Annotated in this window: 22 protein-coding genes; 15 read left to right on the forward strand and 7 right to left on the reverse strand. The window is 36.4% G+C overall.

The features are described from left to right. Nucleotides 1-20: 20 nt before the first annotated feature. Nucleotides 21-1,841 carry a UvrD-helicase domain-containing protein gene (locus AC0NBN_RS08900; protein ID WP_074229971.1) on the reverse strand — a complete coding sequence of 607 codons (1,821 nt, stop codon included), beginning with the start codon at nucleotides 1,839-1,841 and terminating at the stop codon, nucleotides 21-23. 2 nt (nucleotides 1,842-1,843) lie between these two features. After that, the gene (locus AC0NBN_RS08905; RefSeq protein WP_074229970.1) at nucleotides 1,844-3,985 is read right to left on the reverse strand and encodes an ATP-dependent nuclease; all 2,142 of its coding nucleotides are present in this window, start codon (nucleotides 3,983-3,985) and stop codon (nucleotides 1,844-1,846) included. A 191-nt stretch (nucleotides 3,986-4,176) separates the two neighbouring features. Here AC0NBN_RS08905 and AC0NBN_RS08910 point away from each other — a divergent pair, with 191 nt between their 5' ends. The 12 genes from AC0NBN_RS08910 to AC0NBN_RS08965 all read left to right on the forward strand — a co-directional run bounded on the left by AC0NBN_RS08910 (nucleotide 4,177) and on the right by AC0NBN_RS08965 (nucleotide 13,642). Then, nucleotides 4,177-4,482 carry a DUF4134 domain-containing protein gene (locus AC0NBN_RS08910; RefSeq protein ID WP_074229969.1) on the forward strand — a complete coding sequence of 102 codons (306 nt, stop codon included), beginning with the start codon at nucleotides 4,177-4,179 and terminating at the stop codon, nucleotides 4,480-4,482. Between the two features lie 11 nt (nucleotides 4,483-4,493). Beyond that, nucleotides 4,494-4,823 (forward strand): DUF4133 domain-containing protein, encoded by a 330-nt coding sequence (locus tag AC0NBN_RS08915; protein ID WP_160812375.1) that lies wholly within the window; start codon nucleotides 4,494-4,496, stop codon nucleotides 4,821-4,823. Further along, nucleotides 4,820-7,324, forward strand: coding sequence for a TraG family conjugative transposon ATPase (locus tag AC0NBN_RS08920; protein ID WP_078674562.1), 2,505 nt, complete (start codon nucleotides 4,820-4,822; stop codon nucleotides 7,322-7,324). The genes AC0NBN_RS08915 and AC0NBN_RS08920 overlap by 4 nt, the downstream gene beginning before the upstream one ends. A 27-nt stretch (nucleotides 7,325-7,351) precedes the next feature. After that, on the forward strand, nucleotides 7,352-7,984 hold the full coding sequence (locus tag AC0NBN_RS08925) for a DUF4141 domain-containing protein (protein ID WP_074229966.1): 633 nt from the start codon (nucleotides 7,352-7,354) through the stop codon (nucleotides 7,982-7,984). 3 nt (nucleotides 7,985-7,987) lie between these two features. Continuing rightward, the gene (gene traJ / locus AC0NBN_RS08930; protein WP_074229965.1) at nucleotides 7,988-8,980 is read left to right on the forward strand and encodes a conjugative transposon protein TraJ; all 993 of its coding nucleotides are present in this window, start codon (nucleotides 7,988-7,990) and stop codon (nucleotides 8,978-8,980) included. 23 nt (nucleotides 8,981-9,003) lie between these two features. Continuing rightward, nucleotides 9,004-9,627, forward strand: coding sequence for a conjugative transposon protein TraK (traK, locus tag AC0NBN_RS08935; protein ID WP_074229964.1), 624 nt, complete (start codon nucleotides 9,004-9,006; stop codon nucleotides 9,625-9,627). Nucleotides 9,628-9,639: 12 nt separating this feature from the next. Further along, nucleotides 9,640-9,927: a nitrogen regulatory IIA protein gene (locus tag AC0NBN_RS08940; RefSeq protein WP_074229963.1), complete on the forward strand. Its 288-nt coding sequence runs from the start codon at nucleotides 9,640-9,642 to the stop codon at nucleotides 9,925-9,927. Then, entirely contained in the window at nucleotides 9,914-11,233 is a 1,320-nt protein-coding gene (traM, locus tag AC0NBN_RS08945; RefSeq protein WP_074229962.1) for a conjugative transposon protein TraM, read from the forward strand. The genes AC0NBN_RS08940 and traM overlap by 14 nt, the downstream gene beginning before the upstream one ends. A 77-nt stretch (nucleotides 11,234-11,310) precedes the next feature. After that, a complete protein-coding gene (gene traN / locus AC0NBN_RS08950; RefSeq protein ID WP_074229961.1) occupies nucleotides 11,311-12,204 on the forward strand; it encodes a conjugative transposon protein TraN in 894 nt (297 codons plus the stop codon). Nucleotides 12,205-12,224: 20 nt separating this feature from the next. Then, nucleotides 12,225-12,785, forward strand: coding sequence for a conjugal transfer protein TraO (locus AC0NBN_RS08955; protein ID WP_074229960.1), 561 nt, complete (start codon nucleotides 12,225-12,227; stop codon nucleotides 12,783-12,785). A 10-nt stretch (nucleotides 12,786-12,795) separates the two neighbouring features. Then, nucleotides 12,796-13,245, forward strand: a complete 450-nt coding sequence (locus AC0NBN_RS08960; protein WP_074229959.1) for a DUF3872 domain-containing protein — start codon at nucleotides 12,796-12,798, stop codon at nucleotides 13,243-13,245. A 109-nt stretch (nucleotides 13,246-13,354) separates the two neighbouring features. Beyond that, entirely contained in the window at nucleotides 13,355-13,642 is a 288-nt protein-coding gene (locus AC0NBN_RS08965; RefSeq protein WP_074229958.1) for a molybdenum ABC transporter permease, read from the forward strand. Nucleotides 13,643-13,726: 84 nt separating this feature from the next. Here the strand turns inward: AC0NBN_RS08965 and AC0NBN_RS08970 are convergent, their stop codons facing one another. Further along, the gene (locus AC0NBN_RS08970) at nucleotides 13,727-15,760 is read right to left on the reverse strand and encodes an ATP-binding protein (RefSeq protein ID WP_074229957.1); all 2,034 of its coding nucleotides are present in this window, start codon (nucleotides 15,758-15,760) and stop codon (nucleotides 13,727-13,729) included. Nucleotides 15,761-15,993: 233 nt separating this feature from the next. Between AC0NBN_RS08970 and AC0NBN_RS08975 the strand changes: the two genes are divergently transcribed. The 3 genes from AC0NBN_RS08975 (at nucleotide 15,994) to AC0NBN_RS08985 (ending at nucleotide 17,244) form a co-directional block, all read left to right on the forward strand. After that, complete coding sequence (locus tag AC0NBN_RS08975; RefSeq protein ID WP_074230272.1) at nucleotides 15,994-16,305, forward strand: helix-turn-helix domain-containing protein; 312 nt, start codon at nucleotides 15,994-15,996, stop codon at nucleotides 16,303-16,305. After that, nucleotides 16,286-16,585 carry a helix-turn-helix domain-containing protein gene (locus AC0NBN_RS08980; protein WP_074229956.1) on the forward strand — a complete coding sequence of 100 codons (300 nt, stop codon included), beginning with the start codon at nucleotides 16,286-16,288 and terminating at the stop codon, nucleotides 16,583-16,585. Before AC0NBN_RS08975 ends, AC0NBN_RS08980 begins: the two co-directional genes overlap by 20 nt. A gap of 269 nt (nucleotides 16,586-16,854) precedes the next feature. Continuing rightward, nucleotides 16,855-17,244, forward strand: a complete 390-nt coding sequence (locus tag AC0NBN_RS08985; protein ID WP_074229955.1) for a response regulator transcription factor — start codon at nucleotides 16,855-16,857, stop codon at nucleotides 17,242-17,244. Between the two features lie 14 nt (nucleotides 17,245-17,258). Here AC0NBN_RS08985 and AC0NBN_RS08990 read toward each other — a convergent pair whose 3' ends face one another. The 4 genes from AC0NBN_RS08990 to AC0NBN_RS09005 form a co-directional block, all read right to left on the reverse strand. Further along, nucleotides 17,259-18,251, reverse strand: a complete 993-nt coding sequence (locus tag AC0NBN_RS08990) for a hypothetical protein (protein WP_074229954.1) — start codon at nucleotides 18,249-18,251, stop codon at nucleotides 17,259-17,261. 307 nt (nucleotides 18,252-18,558) lie between these two features. Next, the gene (locus AC0NBN_RS08995; protein ID WP_074229953.1) at nucleotides 18,559-19,041 is read right to left on the reverse strand and encodes a DUF1281 family ferredoxin-like fold protein; all 483 of its coding nucleotides are present in this window, start codon (nucleotides 19,039-19,041) and stop codon (nucleotides 18,559-18,561) included. Between the two features lie 52 nt (nucleotides 19,042-19,093). After that, a complete protein-coding gene (locus AC0NBN_RS09000) occupies nucleotides 19,094-20,167 on the reverse strand; it encodes a DUF932 domain-containing protein (protein ID WP_074229952.1) in 1,074 nt (357 codons plus the stop codon). A 42-nt stretch (nucleotides 20,168-20,209) separates the two neighbouring features. Continuing rightward, a complete protein-coding gene (locus AC0NBN_RS09005) occupies nucleotides 20,210-20,575 on the reverse strand; it encodes a single-stranded DNA-binding protein (protein WP_074230271.1) in 366 nt (121 codons plus the stop codon). Nucleotides 20,576-20,960: the final 385 nt, after the last annotated feature.

The following is a 20,960-nucleotide window of genomic DNA, read 5'->3' on the forward strand; positions in this document are numbered from 1 at the left end:
TAATTTATTTTTTTAATGGCTCAATCCATCCCTTCAAATTTTTGGAAAGAATAATCATAAGTATATTCAAGCAAATGTGAGGTTGGGGGCTTTCCATCTGGCGCATAAAACTTATGAACATTTCTATATTTTTCAGAAATAAGATGTAAATTTTTTCTTGCTCTCGAAGCTAATACATACAAGAGTTTCTTTGAATTTTCAATACCATTATTATCATTAAAATGAGGAACATAACCGTCCAATAAGCCAAAGCCAATAACTGCATCGTATTCTTCACCTTTAGTTCCGTGTATTGTGGAAACAGTAATTCCATCTCGCTGTCTGAATACTTTTCTGAAATTTTCAATATCCCCAATATATGGATTTCCTTCATCAATCAATCTCTGAATTCTACTTTCAGAACTTGCAAAAAATGAATTGAAATGTTCATCTAACAAGGGAAAATTGGGCAGTACAATTTTTAACTTTTCACAAATCTGATTAAAGAAACTTTTTAAATAAGTTAAACCATCTGTCTCGTTTATCTCAAAAGAATTACAAATTCTTAAAAATTCTTTACTACTTACATTTGAAACATCAACACCTGCACTATCCAGTTCATTTAATATTTCTTTACTCCACCTTAGCCTTCTTACATACATAAAAGGAGATGGTTCCGTCAATGCAACTCTTGAAACCTTGAACCAAAAATTATCAATATCCCGAGAAAAAGGAGCCATTCCTGGTCCGTCAAAACTGAAATCAGGAAGTCTGATGATAAGTTTTCTTGTAATGCTTGCGATATGTACCCATTGTGGAGCAGTGATGCATATTTCGTTTGGGCTAATTCCGGCTGTTTCTACATTGTACAAAATTAACTGAGCTAATTCTTCAATTAAATCATCAACTGAGACAACTGAATTAAATGTAATTATACTTGGATAATCTTTTCCATTACCAAATGCAACAATTGGAGTGTCGAAAGTTTTATAATAATCAAAATAGTTGATAATAGCCGACGATGACCTATAGTTTTTATCTAAGCTTAATGGGGTCAATTCAAATCCTAATAATTTTTCTAATTCATCTTTAGGCATTGGGTAACCTCCCAGCGAGTCGTAAATAGATTGGTTTGGGTCGCCAACAATAAGTGTTTTTGAATTGCCTTTGTTAACGCTTAATATTTTGGATATGATGTGATACTGTATTTCCTTAGTATCCTGATACTCATCAATTAAAATAAAAGGGAATAATTTGGATAGAATATTTGCTACAACTGGTTTTGATTTGAGTATTTCATAAGCGTAAAACAAAATTTGTTCAAAATCAATCTGTCGGTTTTTTTCAAGGATTGCAAAATATTCCCCAAGAATTTTTTGTAACGAATTATGTTTTTTTGTGTCTAAACAGGTCAAATAGAAATTATCAGTTTTGGCAAGGATGCCACAATCATAATAGGTTATTTTTTCTTCTTTATAGGGTTTGCATAATTCGGTCAATATCTTTTCGCTGTCAAAAGAATTGATAACCTTAAAGCCGTTCTTCAATCGTTCAGAATACAAATGATATGGCTTTAAAATCCATTCCATACAAAAAGAATGGATAGTGCCAATCCATAATTGTGACGTATCGACACCTAATAACTCAACCCGCTCCTTTATCTCATCGGAAGCTCTATTAGTGTAGGTTATGGCTATAACGAATTCCTTGTCTGATTTCAACCTGCTTAACTCATAAGCAATTTTGAATGTAAGGGTTCTCGTTTTACCGCTTCCGGGACAAGCAATAAGAAGTACGCTATTATCTTCAAGAATTGCATCTTCCTGTTCTTTATTGATACTGTCTTTTTCCCAAATAAACATAACTACTTCAGTTTATCTATTAGTATTAAAATTTGGTCGTCTGGCAGTACAAGGTCAAAGTCAAAAGCTAAGTCTTCCAATTTATTTGTTCCATTTCTATATTTCAAAAGTTCCGCTTTACAACTTGTAAAATCGAGGGCATTATCAGCTTCAAAATGTTTATTCATTCTATATTGGATAATGTCTGCAACTATGTTTGAAGAATAGGTTTCTTTTGCAAAAAGGATAGCATCAAGAATGTAAGCTGGGATTTCAGTTTTATAAGAAATATGTTTGCCTAGCATAATTGCAAACCAACCTTTTCCTTCCTGTTTTGCCATTGTAAGCACCCGCTTACCATAAATAGCCACATCGGCACTTTCGATATCCGTTTTTGCTTGCGTACGTGTTGCTGGGTCAATATAGACTTTTTTAATAATCCTCTCCACTTCCCAAGCGTTTCCTTCTGAAATAAAATCTACTTCAAAAGTGTGCTTCGCATAAAATGCTTTGACCCACGTATTACCTGCTTCAAATGCATCTAATTTTGTTTTTCTTTCCAGCCCTTTTTGCTTAGAACCGGCTACTTTTTTCTTATACTTTTTCAAAGCATCACTGTCGCCAGCATTTTCAGTAGTATCGCAGATAGCATCATCTAAATCTGTGAGGATAGCACATTTACGTTGTATCCTGTCATTATGGAAAAGTTGCGCAACATTTTCAAACCCAGTGCTTCTAATGTTTATCAAACTTATTCCCAACTCGTCCAAGCTTATCCCCAAAACTTTCTTTACTATAATTGGGATTAGAATTTCTTCGGCATCGCCTTCTACCAAAATCACACCTTTAGCAAAGAGCAAGTTGGTTCTTACCGCATCCAAGTAACGTTGTACCTGATTGATGTTTTCTGCCCCCAAGTCTGTAGAAGGCTGATAAACCTCTGCATAATTTAGTTTTTTAGCTAAGATGTTTATGTTTTCTACATTACTGACTTCAGATATTTGCGTAGAATGGGTTGAATATATGATTTGAGTATCACCATAATCTAATTTGTCGAATAATGTTTTTTGAATGTGATTATGAATATGAGCCTCTGGCTCCTCTATAATTAAGAAATTTGCGAATGTATCTTTTGATTTTCGATATTTAAATTCCAAAAGTTTTAAGGTCAGGAAAATAAGATTAGCACCTCCCAAGCTTAACTCGTGGATACCGCCTTCATATTCTTCTCCTGGTTCTCCAATAAATAATTTCAAGGATTGGAGCAGTTTTTCCGCTTCATCAGGAACACTAGATTTTATAGATAATGATGAGGGAGAATAGGTAAGCCCAACAGCATCTTGAATTGTTGTTTTAATATCATCACGGATAGTCTGTACATCTGGAAGTGCTTCAATGCTTTCATTCAATTCTTTTACTAAATCGCTGATAGGCTGGTAATCAGCATCTTTTATTTCGCCACTTTTATTTTTTAAAAGGGTGAGTAACGGATTGGTTCTGTTATTATGGAAATCACTTACAACATCTCTTAGTGCCTGTATAAAAGTAAATGAAACTTCTTTTGCAACAGATAGCTGATGAGGAATTTTGGAACCAAATTTTGACGCATCAATAGCAGAAGGAAAAATGACATTTTCAAAATCACCTACAAGTTCTTTATACACATCAGGGTCGTTAAAATCCGCTGTACTTTTCCCTGTAAAAAACGTTTCATAGTTATCTAAAATGTTAATATCATCAAGGATAGCTTGTAATCCTGCTTTGTCGCCTTCCGCTAACTCAGAAAGTTTTTGTCTGATGTCTGCTTTTGGGCGAAAAAAAAGATTGTAAGTAGCTTTTTCTACATAGTCCGCTTCGGCAATACCGGTTCCGTGTATGAATAATGATTGAATGGCTTCTTCATCATTCAGTTCATCAAATTCTATGCTGATTATAATCCAATGACCTTTCCATCTTCCTTTGTCTAAAGTTCTATTAAAATCACCCTCAGTTAGTTTATAGGCAAACTGAAGAGAAGCATCTTCCAAAAGCAATCTGATTGCTTTAAAAACGTTGGTTTTTCCTGAACCATTTTCACCTATAACGGTGTTTATTCCTTTATTGAAATTGAAATATGCATTAACAAAATTTCTATAATTGACAAGGCTGACTTTAGATATGTACATTTAAAATTTGCGTTTTTAAATTAAGATTTTCAAAACAACTAATATAATACTTTTCTACGTTTTGGATGCCACCCACCGCCAAACAATTCCTCTCATTGCCACTTTCTTACAACGCTTTAATTTCTGAAACACCTTTGTCCCGAAAGTCCGCAAGGTGCGGGAAAACAGTAACAAATTAATGTGTTTCAATTATGGAAAAACAAAGAAAAAAAGTTTTGCTGGCAGCCGTGGCTATGCTGTCAGGAATTGGTGCGTTCGCACAGGGAAACGGTGTGGGCGGCATCAACGAGGCTACGCAAATGGTAACTTCTTATTTCGACCCCGCAACTCAATTGATTTACGCTATCGGTGCAGTCGTAGGGTTAATAGGCGGCGTTAAAGTGTACAACAAGTTTAGTTCGGGCGACCCCGACACAAGCAAAACGGCAGCTTCGTGGTTTGGTGCGTGTATCTTCTTGATTGTGGCGGCTACTATCCTGCGTTCATTCTTCCTATAATCCCAAGCCTTATGAATTACAATATCAACAAAGGCATCGGAAGAACGGTGGAATTTAAAGGGCTGAAAGCACAGTATCTGTTCATTTTCGCAGGCGGATTACTGGGTACGCTTATTCTCGTAATGATACTGTATATGGCAGGTGTAAACACTTACTTCTGTCTGTTTCTTGGTGCGGGCGGTTCTTCGCTGATAGTGTGGCAAACCTTTTCGCTCAACAGAAAATACGGCGAACACGGATTAATGAAAATCGGGGCAAAAAAAAGACATCCCAAATACATCATCTGCCGCAAGCTCGTGCACCGCTATCTGAAATTCAATCCTAAACAAAATATCGTATGAGAAATGTAGCAAAAACAACCACATTGGAAAACAAATTTCCTTTGTTAGCAGTAGAAAACAACTGCATCCTTTCAAAAGATGCAGACATTACTGCCTGTTTTGAAGTGCGATTGCCGGAACTCTTCACGGTAGCAGCGGCAGAATACGAAGCCATTCATTCCGCTTGGCACAAGGCGATTAAAACCTTACCAGATTTCACGGTGGTTCACAAACAGGATTGGTATATCAAGGAAAATTATGCGCCAGATTTGACAGAAGAAAACCAAAGTTTTTTGGCAAAATCCTATCAACGGCATTTCAACGAAAGACCTTTTTTAAATCACTATTGCTATTTGTTCCTTACCAAAACGAGCAAGGAAAGAATGCGTATGCAAAGCAACTTCAGCTCGCTTTGCAAAGGTTCTCTTATCCCGAAAGAAATTAGGGATAAAGAAGCGATACACCGATTTATGGAAGCAGTTTCACAGTTTGAGAGGATTGTAAACGATAGCGGATTTGTAAGCCTGCAACGCCTAACTGAAGATGACATCATCGGAACAGATGAAAAGCAAGGCTTGTTAGAACAGTATCTAACACTTTCAAGAGAAGTAGGTACGCCAATGCAGGACATCGCTCTCGGTTCCGAAGAGGTTCGTATCGGTAATAAAAGATTAAGCCTTCATACTTTGTCGGACACCGATGATTTGCCAGGAGCAGTTTCAACTGATACCCGTTACGAAAAATTATCTACCGACCGAAGTGATTGCCGACTGTCTTTTGCTGCCCCAGTAGGTTTGATGCTCAGCTGCAATCATATCTACAACCAATATTTGTTTTTGGATAACAGTGAAGACAACCTGCAAAAGTTTGAGAAATCTGCAAGGAATATGCACTCTTTGGCAAGGTACAGCCGTGCCAATCAAATTAACAAAGAATGGATAGAAAAATATCTGAACGAGGCTCACAGTTTCGGGCTGGCTTCTATTCGTGCGCATTTCAATATTATGGCGTGGTCAGATGACCCAGCTGAACTAAAGCAGTTGAAAAATGATTGCGGAAGTGCCTTGGCATTGATGGAATGTAAACCACGCCATAACACTACTGATGTAGCTACTTTGTATTGGGCAGGAATGCCGGGCAACGCTGCCGATTTTCCGAGTGAGGAAAGTTTTTACACCTTCATTGAACCAGCATTGTGCTTTTTTACGGAAGAAACCAATTACCACAATTCGCCTTCGCCATTCGGGATAAAAATGGCTGACCGATTGACCGGCAAACCTATTCATTTGGATATTTCGGATTTACCTATGAAACGTGGAATTATTACCAACCGTAACAAGTTTATCCTCGGTCCTTCGGGAAGCGGAAAATCCTTCTTTACAAACCATATGGTACGGCAGTATTACGAGCAAGGCGCTCACGTTTTGCTGGTGGATACGGGTAATTCTTATCAAGGTTTATGCGAACTTATCAAAGGTAAAACCAAAGGCGAAGACGGCGTTTATTTCACTTATACCGAAGATAATCCGATTGCATTTAATCCTTTCTACACAGATGATGGCGTTTTTGACATTGAGAAGCGTGAAAGTATCAAGACTTTGATACTGACCCTTTGGAAACGTGATGATGAACCACCAACTCGTTCGGAAGAAGTTGCCCTTTCTAATGCCGTAAGCGGATATATCGAACGGATAAAAACCACTGATGATTTCCCGTCTTTCAACGGTTTTTACGAATATGTAAAAGGCGATTACCGCAAGGTATTAGAAAGAAAAGAAGTCAGGGAAAAAGACTTTGATATTGCCAATTTTCTCAACGTGTTGGAACCTTATTACAAAGGTGGCGAATATGATTATTTGCTCAATTCTGACAAACAGTTAGACCTTCTTACAAAACGTTTTATCGTGTTTGAAATTGATGCGATTAAAGACCATAAAATCCTCTTTCCCGTGGTAACCATCATTATTATGGAAGTTTTCATTAATAAAATGAGAAGACTTAAAGGTATTCGAAAACTCATACTGATTGAAGAAGCGTGGAAAGCGATTGCCAAAGAAGGAATGGCAGAATACATCAAGTATTTGTTTAAAACCGTCCGTAAATTCTTCGGAGAAGCCATCGTCGTTACGCAGGAAGTTGATGACATCATTCAATCGCCTATCGTGAAAGAAAGTATCATCAATAATTCAGACTGTAAAATCCTTTTAGACCAACGCAAGTATATGAACAAGTTCGATGATATACAGGCAATGTTGGGACTGACGGATAAAGAGAAAGGGCAAGTACTTTCTATCAATATGAACAATGACATCAGCCGTCTGTACAAAGAGGTTTGGATAGGATTAGGTGGTACGCACTCGGCAGTTTATGCCACCGAAGTTAGCCTAGAGGAGTATCTCGCTTACACCACCGAAGAAACCGAAAAATTAGAAGTGATGCAACTCGCTTCTGAATTGGATGACAATGTAGAACTCGCCATCAAGCACATCGCAATGCAGCGACGTGATAAAGTAAATCAATAATCTATAACATTTTAAAAATTTAAAAAAATGAAAAAATTAATGTATTTGGTGTGTACGGCACTAATGTTAGCCGTAGCACCGTCAGCAAAAGCACAATTTGTAGTAACAGACCCTGCAAATCTGGCTTCAGGAATTCTTAACAGTGCGAATGAAATCGTGCAGACTTCTTCCACGGTAAGCAACGTGATTAAAAACTTCAATGAAGTAAAGAAAGTGTATGAGCAGGGTAAGGAATATTACGATAAGCTAAAGGCAGTAAACAATTTGGTTAAAGATGCTCGTAAAGTTCAGCAGACGGTTCTTTTAGTGGGCGATGTTTCGGAAATGTATGTTCAGAATTTCGGCAAAATGATGAACGACCCGAATTTCACACCACAAGAATTGGTAGCCATTGGCAATGGATATTCCGCACTTTTGAATGAAAGTACTGAACTTTTGAAAGAACTAAAACAGATTGTATCTGCATCCAGTCTATCCCTGAATGACAAGGAACGTATGGAAGTAATAGACCGTGTGTACAAAGAAGTAAAAGACTATCACAGCTTGGTTCGCTACTACACCAACAAAAACATATCTGTAAGCTATCTCAGAGCAAAGAAGAAAAACGATGCCAAAAGAGTGCTTGACCTTTATGGAACTCCCAACCAAAAATACTGGTAAGCTATGGAATGGAATAATCTTCACGAAGTTCTTCGTTCGCTATACGATGATATGATGCCGCTTGCGGCAGATATGGCAGCAGTAGCAAAAGGTCTCGCAGGATTGGGTGCTTTGTTTTATGTAGCACTAAAAGTTTGGCAGGCATTGAGCCGTGCCGAACCCATAGATGTGTTTCCATTGTTGCGACCGTTCGCTTTGGGACTTTGCATTATGTTTTTCCCAACTATCGTGTTGGGAACCATCAATGCGGTTTTAAGTCCTGTTGTTACAGGAACGCACTCAATTCTTGAAAACCAAGTGCTTGACCTCAACAAACTGCAACAGCAAAAAGACCAATTGGAATATGAAGCGATGGTCAGAAATCCTGAAACCGCTTTTATGGTATCGGATGAAGAGTTTGACAAAAAGCTGGACGAATTGGGATGGTCGCCATCCGACATTGGAACAATGGCGGGAATGTATATGGACAGGCAGGCATATCAGATAGAAAAAGCTATCAAAGACTGGTTCCGCAATTTGTTGGAAGTCCTTTTTCAGGCAGCCGCATTGGTTATAGATACCATAAGGACATTTTTCCTGATTGTGCTATCAATACTCGGACCCATCGCTTTTGCGATTTCTGTCTGGGATGGTTTTCAATCCACACTTACGCAATGGATTACAAGATACGTTAGTGTTTATCTATGGTTACCAGTTTCAGATTTATTCAGTTCTATGCTGGCAAGAATACAATCGTTGATTTTGGAACGGGATATAGAAATGTTGTCCGACCCAACTTTCATTCCTGATACTTCCAATACTGTTTACATCATTTTTATGATTATCGGTATTGTGGGATATTTTACTATTCCAACAGTTACAGGATGGATTATCCAAGCCGGTGGGGCAGGAAACTTTACACGAAATGTAAACCAAACGGCAATGAAAGCTGGAAATCTCGCAGGAGCAGGAGCCGGTTCTACCGTAGGAAACATTAGCGGTCAATTACTCAAATAATTTAACCCATAATCAATAAAAAAATGGAATTTAAAACGCTAAGAAATATAGAAAACAGCTTTCGGCAGATACGATTGTATGCCATTATGTTTGCCGTTCTCTGCATTGGCGTGGTAGGATTTGCCGTATGGCAGTCCTATCGCTTTGCAGAAGAGCAACGCCAGAAAATATATGTATTGGATAAGGGTAAATCTTTGATGCTTGCCTTATCGCAAGACGCAAGTATCAATCGCCCTGTGGAAGCAAGAGAACACGTCAGGCGTTTTCACGAATTGTTTTTCACGTTGGCTCCCGATAAAAATGCAATCGAAAGCAATATGAAAAGGGCATTCAACCTTGCCGATAAAAGTGCCTTTGATTATTACAATGACCTATCGGAAAAAGGCTACTACAACCGTATCATTTCGGGAAATGTGCAACAGCGCATAGAAGTAGACAGCGTGGTGTGCAACTTCGACAGACATCCTTATGCGGTTCAAACGTATGCCAAGCAATTCATCATCCGTTCCAGCAATGTAACCAGACGTAATCTGATAACTTCCTGCTTCCTTGTAAACTCGGTTCGCTCGGATAATAATCCGCAAGGCTTCAATATCGAAAAGTTTGCAGTCATCGAAAATAAAGATGTAGAAGTCATCGAAAAATAAAAACCAAAGGTTATGAAAAAAATAAGAGCAAATCTGGACAGATACTTTGACAAGGTCGATGAACGCTGGCAGAAATTACCAATGCGAAAACAACATCAATATACCCTTTATTTTTTTATAGGCTATCTGGTGTTAACAGCATTTGTGATTGGCAAAGTTTGGTACGACACTTCAAAGTCCGAAAACGGTATGGTCATCGAGCATATCGAAAATCCTGTCCTCAAAAAAGATGAAAGTCCTGCAAAATTGCGGGACACAGTATCAACAATTCTAAAAAATCAGTTTTATGAAAGAAAATGATAACAAAAAGTCTGTGGTTCGGGTAACAGAAGGAAACCCGAAAGACAACGCTGATTTGCTTCACGAAGGCAATCAGAATAAAATGGATAAACTCAAAAAGCCGCTCATATTTGTTTTAATGGGTATTGTTTTTATCGGCTGTATGTATTTGATATTTAAACCGTCTTCGGATAAGGATGAAATCGAAAATCTCGGTTTGAATGATGCCGTTCCGCAAGCAACTGATGCCGGAATGCAATCTGACAAACAAAAAGCGTATGAACAGGAAATGCTGGAAAAGCAAGAGCAGGCAAAAAGAAATGCCCTTACTACGCTTGCCGATTATTGGAATACAGACAGCACGCAAAGTAGTGAAGAAAGCTTATCTCAAGAAGAGGAAAGTAATGTTTTGGGTAAAGATAAATCTGCTAATCCTGCACTCAATAGTTACCAAAATGCGCAAAATACATTGGGTTCATTTTATCAAAATGATAATTCAGAAACGATGCAACTTCGCAGGCAGGTAGACGAATTGAGAGACAGGCTCGCGGAAAGAGATGTTCCTCGTGCTACCACAGTTGATGACCAATTGGCGTTGATGGAAAAATCCTATCAAATGGCAGCAAAATATCTTCCTCAAAATACAAATACGGGAAATGCTGCTCCTGACAATGCATCAAACCAAACAACATCCGCATCAGAAAAAGAGCATTTTGTAGCATTTGCACCGGCAAGAAAAAATACCGTTTCTGCTTTGTATCGAGAACCATCAGACAGTGCCTTTTCCGCAGACTGGAGCGAAATTAAAAACCGTGGATTTTTTACCGCAGGGTCTAAAGAACAAGTAGTTCAACCGAAAAATAGTATCAAAGCCTGTGTACACGATGCACAGACGGTAACAGGCGAAACTGGCGTACGTTTACGATTGTTGGAAACGGCACAAACACCACAAAGAACTATTCCGAAAGGAACTATTGTAACGGCAAATGCTAAATTTCAGAATGGCAGATTACAGCTAAAAGTAACTTCCATAGAATTAGAAGGTAACATTATTCCTGTTGAGATAACCATTTATGATTTGGATGGACAACAAGGATTGAACGTACCCAATTCTCCCGAACGAAGTGCCATTACAGATATTGTTGCCAATATGGGCAACGCTACCGGTTCAAGCTTTAGTATGAATTCTTCAACGGGACAACAAATTGCTTCCGACCTCAGCAAAAGCGCAGTTCAGGGTATTTCGGGTTATTTCGCTAAAAAAGTGAGAGCACCAAAAGTTACTTTAAAAGCTGGACATCAAGTCTTTTTGGTATCTAAAAAATAATGTTCAATTAAAATTTATAAAAAATGAAACCTGTCCTAGACAAGCTTCATCACAATTAAAAATAAATATTAAATAAGATGAAAAAATACATAAAAACCTTTTGGGCTATTGCCCTGATATTGGGCTTGGCCGTGCATTCTTATGCGCAAGACAGCATCAGAACACCGCTTGAACTCGGCAAGATAGAACCTTACAAAATGGAAGTTACTTACGATAAAACTTCGCATCTGATTTTCCCAAGCGCTATTCGTTATGTGGATTTGGGTAGCGAATACTTAATCGCAGGAAAAGCAGAAGATGCAGAAAACGTACTGCGTGTAAAAGCATCGGTAAGAGCTTTCGAGCCTGAAACCAATTTTTCCGTAATCACAAATGATGGTCGTTTTTACAGTTTCAATGTGTATTACAGTTCTTATCCCGAAGTATTAAGCTATGACCTTTTAACAATGCAAAAAGCAGTGGATAAAGCGAATGGAAACGATGTACTTTTTGAAGAATTGGGTAATAATTCTCCGTCATTGGCAGGTTTGCTTTTGGAAACCATTTACAATATGGACAAACGCATTGTAAAACATATTGGTGCTAAAAGTTTCGGCATCCAGTTTATTTTGAAAGGAATTTACATTCACAACGGCAAATATTATTTCCATACAGAATTGAGAAACCGTACCAATGTTCCTTTCCAGATAGATTTTGTGAATTTCAAAGTCGTAGATAAAAAAATAGCAAAGCGTACCGTAGTGCAGGAAAGACCAATGATACCGCTTAGAACCTACAAACCTTTGGATGAAATTGGCGGGAAGGCAATCGAGCAAAACGTGTTTTTGCTAGACCAGTTTACCATTGATGATGACAAAATTTTACTGATTGAAATTTTCGAGAAAAACGGTGGCAGACATCAAACGCTTCAGATAGAAAATTCGGATTTGATAAAAGCCCGATTGATAAATGATATGCACCTGAAATTTTAATAACCTTTTAAAACAATGATATGAAAAAATATATCTACACCGTAATGCTCGTTTTAGTAGGCATCACGGTTGCACAAGCGCAAAGAATGCTCCCGAAGCAAAAAGGAATTGAACTGAATGCAGGTATTTTGTCCAAAGATAAAATAGGCAATGATTATTACCTCAACATCGGAATGACCGTGAACGGTAAAAACGGTAATTACCAGCTTTGGGCTTTGGAATATACACACCAATACCACGACTACAAAAATGTTCGCATACCGCAGGAAACGTTTACTGCAGAAGGTGGTTACAGCTTATTTTTATTAGGCGATGCCCGAAAAAATATCACGATTAATTTAGGAATAACAGGCGTGGTCGGTTACGAAAGCATCAACCGTGGCGAAGCGATATTGTATGACGGTGCAAAAATTTTGAGCGAAGACAATTTCATCTACGGAGCTGGCGGAAGAATAACTTTTGAAACGTATTTGTCAGACCGGTTTGTATTAGTGTTGCAAGGACGTACAAAAGTCTTTTGGGGCACAGACTTAGAGCAGTTCCGTCCGTCTGCTGGTGTGGGATTAAGGTTTAACTTTTAAAAACAGAAAAATGATAACAATATTCAATAAATTCAGAATAGGATTATTGCCGGTATATCTAATGCTGGCAATCCTTACAGCTTCGGTTTCTTTGGTATCTTGCAGGAAAGATGACGACCTCGAAATACAGAACAATTTTCCTTTTGAGGTAAAAGTAATGCCGGTTCCGAAAGATGTTGCCAATGGACAAACGGTGGAAATACGTGTTACCATACAACGAACAGGAAATTACAGCAACACGCAATACTATCTCCGCTATTTTCAATTTGATGGGCAAGGTTCGCTACGTTATTATGATGAAACGCCATACTTGCCGAACGATTTGTATCTGTTACCAACAGAGCAATTCAGGTTGTATTACACATCTGCCTCTGCCGTTTCGCAATCTTTTGATGTGTGGATTTCGGATAGTTTTGGGAATGAAAAGCAACTGACTTTTCAGTTTAATAGCAGTGATTAACAGCATAGTAATTGAATGTAAAAACCGACTTTAAAGGTCGGTTTTTTGCTTTTTTACTTTTCGTAAATTATTTTTTTTCTTAAATTTAGATAACCTAATTTGAATTTTTATGGATGCGGTTACGGCTCAGTTAGTACTTGGTATTATTCCGCTTGTTATCGGAATAGGGCTTGTTTATTGGATAAGTCGCAGAAAATTTTACAGGCGTAATGCTGTTGGAGCCGAAGGGTTTTCCAGCTTTGAGGCATCAGTATTTACACGTTTTATAGAGCGTATTGGCAAATGGCTTGCCTATGCTTTGATTATTATCGGCATACTTTCTATTTGGTCGCATTGGCAAATGAAGAAAGAGAAAAAACAAACTGAGGTTAAAACGGAACAGCCTGTAGAGCGTTGATAATTATTCTCACTATAATTCTTTTAAAATCGGATAACGAAACGGTTACCCGATTTTTTTAATATAATTGTATTCGTTTCCATTTTACATCGCAACTCTTTTTAAAGAGGAACTCACTTTATTAAACTCAATATCTGCGAAGTCTTTCTCTGCCTTTTCTTGAACATCGATATCTTTAGTATTTAAAATTGCTGACATATACTTTAGCTTCCTTTTTACATTTTCTAACAAATCAGACCATTTCATAATCCATATTTCAATATTTTTATTTTCATTTCTGAAGTAGAAATAGGGGTTGTCTTCATTTCTTTGATTACCTTTTATTTGGAATTCAGCATCGGAATTTATTTTTGAGCTAATCAACAAAATTTTATAATGAATATTGGAGCTTGAGGCGTCAAGTTTTTCAATTTCTCTGGCATACTTCATTACTTGTTCTATTTCTTTAGGGCTTATTTTTACTTTGGGTGCTTTTAGTTCAACAACTAAAACTTCTCTTCTTTTAGCATCTAAAACTCTTTCATTATACATAAAAAGGTCAGTAATTGATTTTACTGGTTTTTCATCAATAACATTAATATTATCTCCATCTTTTGAGGGCTTAAACATTAAACAGTCTTGTCTTAATTGAGTTAAATTTTTTTCTAAATTCTTATCAGACAAAAGTTTAGTGCTTTCTGAATATTCTTCTCCAAAAACCCATAACATTTTTTCTAAAAATTTATGTAATTCTTTTCGCTCTTTTACATTTTTTGATATTTCGCTATATACCAATTTTTCGAGGAATTCAATATCTTCAATCTTTGAAGCAACTTTATCTGAAAACTCAACAATATTATCTAAATCGGTTTTTTCCAATAAATCGGAAAATTTAGATATCATTTTGTTATTTAATTTTAGAACACTTCGTAAAATGTTATTTAATTCTCCATTTGATATTGTTCTATCAATAAGGGGATAAATAATTTCTCTTAACTGATTATTGTCTTTTAAGATATGGTATTTATCTTCTACTAAATAGGCTAATTTATCAAACAGGATAACTTTTGATTTAGAGCTTGCCCTCTCTTTGTATGGATAAAAATCATCATTTTTAAGATTGTCGGAAAAATTGTCAAATTCAAAATTTCTGTCTTTAAAAAATGTGTTCAGTTTATCTTTAATAAATTCTCTTACTTTTCTCCAATCAGGGTCTAAGTCATCTAAATCTATATTTCTGTAAATGTCAGATGATAATGTAGAGGAAGACACATAAATAAACCATCCTCCAATTTTTGGGCTCAACCAACTTGCATCATATTCTAAACTTCCCGCTATAGTATTCAGACCCGCATTTTGCGCTGTTAAAAAGACTTTGATTTTATCCATTTTCTTAATTTGCATAAAGTCAAAAAGAACTTTATGTTCTTTACCTTTTGTGTCTGTATAAGTTTTAGCTATTTTAATCGGATTATCTATTACAAAATCAGTAGGATTTAAAGCTTTACCGTTTATGTGAAATGTAACTTCTTTATTAAAAATCTTTAAGGGGTATCTCTCAAAAATTGCATCTGAAAGATTGTCTTTAAGAAATTTGTCAATAATTTTCTTTTTTGGTTCATTTTCTGTGGTTGAATGTGGGTACAAACTGGAAATTGTTACCTTGTAAAAAGTATTATGATTATTTCCTTCTAAGATATTTTCTTTTGTAGCTAATTCAATTTCAGAAACATTGATGTTTTTCCCAAAACTATTGAATGATAACGGGATATATGTTTCAGTAAATGTCTTATCTTCTTGTGAATATCCAATAGTTTCAATTTCAATTTCTTGACCGATTTGAAAACTTGCAAATCTTCCAATTCCTTTACCACCATCTTTATTTGCCGTTCCAATGTCCAATAGTTTCCTTTCAATGTCAGACATATGAACTCCATTACCGTCATCTTTTACAGAGATTTTTTTGATTAAAAGAGGATGTATTTCAGTTTCTAAAGTATAGTCAATTTCAATCCAAATATTTTTACTCTTGGCTTGAATAGAGTTATTTAATAATTCGCAGAATGCAGCAAACGTACTGATATAATTAGCAAATAATTCATTGACTAATCTTGAATTTGTCGTAAGTTTTCTATTCATAGTTTCTTATTACGTATTGTTTTGTTACACTTGCAATTAATACCAACATATAAACAATGCCTATTTTGCATAATAATCAATAGGATTTATTTTCTCCAAATCTACAAAATTAATTCCTATCAAATTGCTGTTTCAAAGCCAAATACAGCCTTTCAAAGCCAACCAATACAATCTTTCCTAATCCCATAATAAGCCTCTATAAATTCGACTTCCAAAGAAAAATGAAGCAAGCTATGGAAGTTATCGCAATACAAAAATCTGCATTAGATAGAATAAACAATGAGTTAAAATCACTTTTGGAACTGACAGAAAATGCTACCACAAAATACATTCAGATTTTCAAAGCAGAAAAATGGCTCGATAACCAGGAAGTATGTCTGATGATGAACATTACCAAACGAACTTTACAGACTTATAAGGACAAAGGGCTATTGCCATATTCCAAATTAAACCGCAAAAACTATTACAAACTCTCGGATGTGCAGGCTTTGCTTGAAGCTCGACAATCTTACAATACCAACGAAAATGGATTTACTAACGAATGAAACCGAAGAAATAATTGCCCATCAGCAAATGATAATGCAGTTGAGAAGCTATATCGAAGTCATACTAAAAAATTATCGTCCTGTAATGAATGGCGAAATTTATCTCTCAGGCGATGATTTGTGCAGAATACTTCACATCAGCAAAAGAACCTTACAACAATATCGCGATGATAATATTTTACCATTTATACAAATTGGTGGCAAGATTATTTACAAGGAAAGTGATATTCTAACTGTCTTGGAACAGAACTATATAGCCAAAGGCAAACATTGTTTATAATAAATTTTCTTCTAGCTATGCTTCTATCAGAACGACTTTAGTATCTTTGCTATCTAAAATATAGAAATACTTAAAGTGTTTTTGCTTTAAGTCCCACATTGAAAACTGGTAATTTTTAAGACAACGGGACAAATAAGTAGGAACGCTCACGTGATAGGCGTGGGCGCTCGCTTATTCGTTGTCGGGTATACCAGTGCCTCAATGTCGGTAAGTGTAGTTGCCTGCGCTTTATTTTTTTGCAGGGCTACATCAACCTAAAAAGGTATGATATGAAAACTGGTACTGCACAACAAAAAACTTCCCTTGCCTTTATCAATGATAAAAGCCCGATTTTAGATTTGATTTGCAACGAACTTCTTTCTTCAGGAATAGAAATTCTGTTTCGGTCTGAAACTTTTCCAAATGCTTTAAATGAATTATCGGCATTAAAAAAACTTCCGCAAGTTTGCATTGTTGACCTCAATTTTTACGACAAAAATGTACTGGAGCAACTACAATATTTAACTTCACTTCATCCCACAATAAAACTGATTGCCCATAGCGATATTGATGCTGAAAAAGTAGCGAAAAGTCTTTTGGGTATTGGTTTTGTAAGCTATTTATTAATTGGCAGTGATGCAGATATTTTTAAAAAAGCTATTAAAAACGCCACCGAATGATGATTTTAAACAAATTAAATTTCATAGATAATACTGGTAATTTTATTATTTTCTAATACAAAATTCATCTGTTCAAATTTTTGAAAAGGTTGTTTTTCTAGTTCTGTAGAAGCAGGAAAATATTTCACGCCAATCATTACATAAGGCAATTTAAAACTCCACAATGACCTGATTTTAAAATCCTTACCGCTTAATTCTTGTTCGGAGGAACTAAGGTATTCTTTGAATTTTGGAATTCCTCTGGTTTCAAAAATAGTTTTCCAATGCTTGCGTACCTCGAAAATTATATCTTCATCAAGTTGCTTTACGATATTATCTTCATCAGAATTATTACACGCCTTTATAAATTCCCTGATAATTTTGCGGGGCAACTTTTGTATTTCTCTAATTTCTTTCTTTTTGTTTTCAAGGTAAAGAGTAAAATCATTTTCCACAACATCGGATATTTTATCAAATCCCCACTGGAAAGCTTCTTGGCGAGATTTATAAAGTCTATCTGGCAAAATTTCTGCGCTTTTACTTTCATTGTTCGTTTTAAAATCATCTAACAACAAGAAACCTTTTTCATCGGTAGCTGTATTGATGCCATCTACAATATTGATATGGTAAAATTGCTCTTGGTCTTCAAACAAAACTTTAATTTTAGGATTGAAATCTTCCGCTTTGTTTATAGATGTTTTTATAAGATATTTCGTTTCGTTCAAAGGGTTTTCAATCCGTCTTCCCCAACCGTCAGTAGACAATTCAGACTGGTAACGGCTTATTTGAATTCTGATTTCCTTTCGTCCTCTTTCCAAATCTGTAGTAAATTCATAGCCCGGAAAACTACTGAGAATTGCTGTATCCAATTCCCATTCTTCATAATCGCTCGTAAAATTTATTTGATAGCTAAATTCATATTCCCGAATGTAAACAGGAAATTGAAACTGGTTTTCGATAATTTTCTGCTCCAATAAAGCAATATCGGATTTTCGGTTAACGGTTATTGAAATTTGAGTTTCTATCATTCTTTGAATTTGCGATTTTAATTATTTTGACAGATTTCAAATTTAATCAAATAGAAATATAGACAAAGCTTAATTGGCGATGTTCTTTTGCTTCTTTTCTTTGGTCGCTATGTGAAAAGAAAAGAAGTCAATCCAAAATTAAAGAATGGGATAACGAATATCCCACGCAAAAAACTCGCAACTGGTTTGATAAAATGGCGGAGCAAACATTTTCATCAAACGGGTTGCATCTTTATTGAATGCAAAAAGACATTTCCGACCAAAGGAAGGAAGTGTCTTTTTTGCTGAACCGATTTAATCGTAAATTTTAAATATTGCTCTTGGAAATTTTTCGGTCTAAAAGAGTTTCCAAAATTTCATAATCACTCTCATAAATTTCGCCTTCAAAATGATAATTGTCGGTTTCTTCGTCATAATGATAATTGGCAAAATCTTCATCTTCCAAATAAATATCTGTGACAATCCCGTCAGAAAATGTTGCCCTGCCATAGACCATATTGCCCAGTTCTTCATAATCCTGTATGAAATTTACTTTGTACTGTTTTGCTATCTTTTGAATAATTTCAAGATTAGGCGACCATTTTGTTTCATATTGAAAAACGCCTTCATCGCTTTCATTCCAATAAATATTGAAGAAATAACCGCCGTTTGTGTCGGGAACAAAATCGGGCAATTGCCCTTGTTTTTCTTTTTCTTCTTTGCTTTTCATCATTTGGAAAAGCTGCTGTATCTGTTCGATTGCTTCAGGTTTTCCCTCAAAAACAACCGTATTATTGCACCAATTTGCCATAACTTTTATTTTTAGTAGGCTACCACCGATTAAAGCGGTAGCCTGTTATTAATTAATTAAGATTTAAAATTTCCGCACCGTCTAAAGCAAATGCAGTACACAATTCAAATGCTTTCTGCGATTTTAGTTGGGCAGTTCCGCCCAATACAATACTCTGCAATTTGGCTTCATCGTTTTTGTAATTTCTTACATTCTGATAGTAGCCTGTAACAGCGTTGTACGCTCCGAACAATGTGCCTTTGGTTGTTTCCATTTGCTGTGTGTCGCTTATCATTGCATAGGCAAAAGCATCATCAACCGTATTTTTAAAGAGGGTTGAAATTTCATCTTCTGCACCTTTTTTAAGCAAATCAAAAGTTTCCTTGTTCGGACAAAGTGCCAATTGAATTAGCTTTTTTACTTCTTGGTCTGTTACCTTTACTTTTGCCCAATCGTTGAAAATGCGCTCTAATTGATTGCTTAATGTGTTTGCCAATCCCATAATCTTGTGGGCATTCTCGATACGCTGTTTTGCTCCCGATGTGTGTTTGATGCGGACTACATTGGTCATATTTCGCAATGAAGCATTTAAGGTATTTTGACAAACAATACGGATAGGTGTAAATGCGGCTGTAATGCTTCCGCTACCATCGTGCGAAGTGGTTAGAAAAATATACTTTTCCGTAACATCATCGCCATTGCCAACACGAATATAATCGGGTAATTTAGCTGTAATAAAAATACGTTCTCCGTTGCCCAATGCGCCTGCGGTTTCGTACAGAATACCTTCGCCACCGCCTACAATAGCATCAAAGAAATTAAAAGCTTCACGGTTTTGTACAATGTGATAATCTTTACCAACTACACCCAAAACGGCATTGTTATCGGTTCGTATGTTGGCAAAATAATTAGGTACTTCCAATTCGCTACTGCCTATTTCGATACCGCTTGCAGTTTCGATAATGCCCGAATTTTTAGTGAAAATTGGGGATTTTACGACTTCATAGTCTAATCCAGCGTATTTAATCGCTTCTTCACTGGTTGGGAATTGCTCCACGATTTGCCCTAAACCGTGCCACGCTTTTTGCTGAACGCTAAAAAATGAATAACGTCCTGTTCTCTCGTTGAAATTAATGTTGTGTGCCATTTTGATAAAATTTTGATGTTAAAAAATGATTTGTATACTTGATTAAAATGGAAGGTCATCCGTTTTTCCTTCTCCAGTAACTTGCACGGTTTCGGTTTTCCTGCCACCTCCGTGCAGTTTGATTTGCGAGGTATGAAAGTTTAACCCAGAATGCGCTTCTCCGTCTTTTCCTATCCACGCTCTTGTGCTTACTCTGCCTGTGAGTTCAACCAATTTACCCTTGGTGAGTAGTGTGGCTACCTTTGCAGAAATCCAATAAGCGCAATCGAAATAGGTTGTTTGTTCTATGCGGTCGCCTTGCTTGTTTTTGTAGCTTTCGTTGGTTGCTACAGAAAAATTCACTACCTGTTTTTCATTTGACAATGTGCGTACTTCCGCATCTTTTGTCAGTCTTCCAATGATGTTCATAACCATAATTTTTAAAAAGTTGTACATTTTTGTTAGGTTCACTTTTCTCGTTTCCTGCAATCGTAGTGGTTTGTTTCGCTTCGCTTCTCAAATAATTTTTCCAAAAGAAAAACCGGAAAAAAGAAAGCAGATAATCTTAGCGGGCTAAGCGAAAAACCAAAAGGAAACGGAATAAGTCCCGAAGGGTGGCAAGGCAACACACTACCACTCGGCGAAGCCATCATTTTGCCTTGCCATTATGCCGTAGTCTTTTGGTTGGACAGGGGCGGTGGCAGCCCGCTATACCTTAGCTGCCTTTTTACCGGTTGCTTATGGAAAATCATTTTCTAATAATTTTTTTTTGGAACTAAATACAGGCTAAGAAAGCCTGCGACAGGGAATTGAA

It is taken from the genome of Chryseobacterium sp. L12, assembly GCF_056133985.1.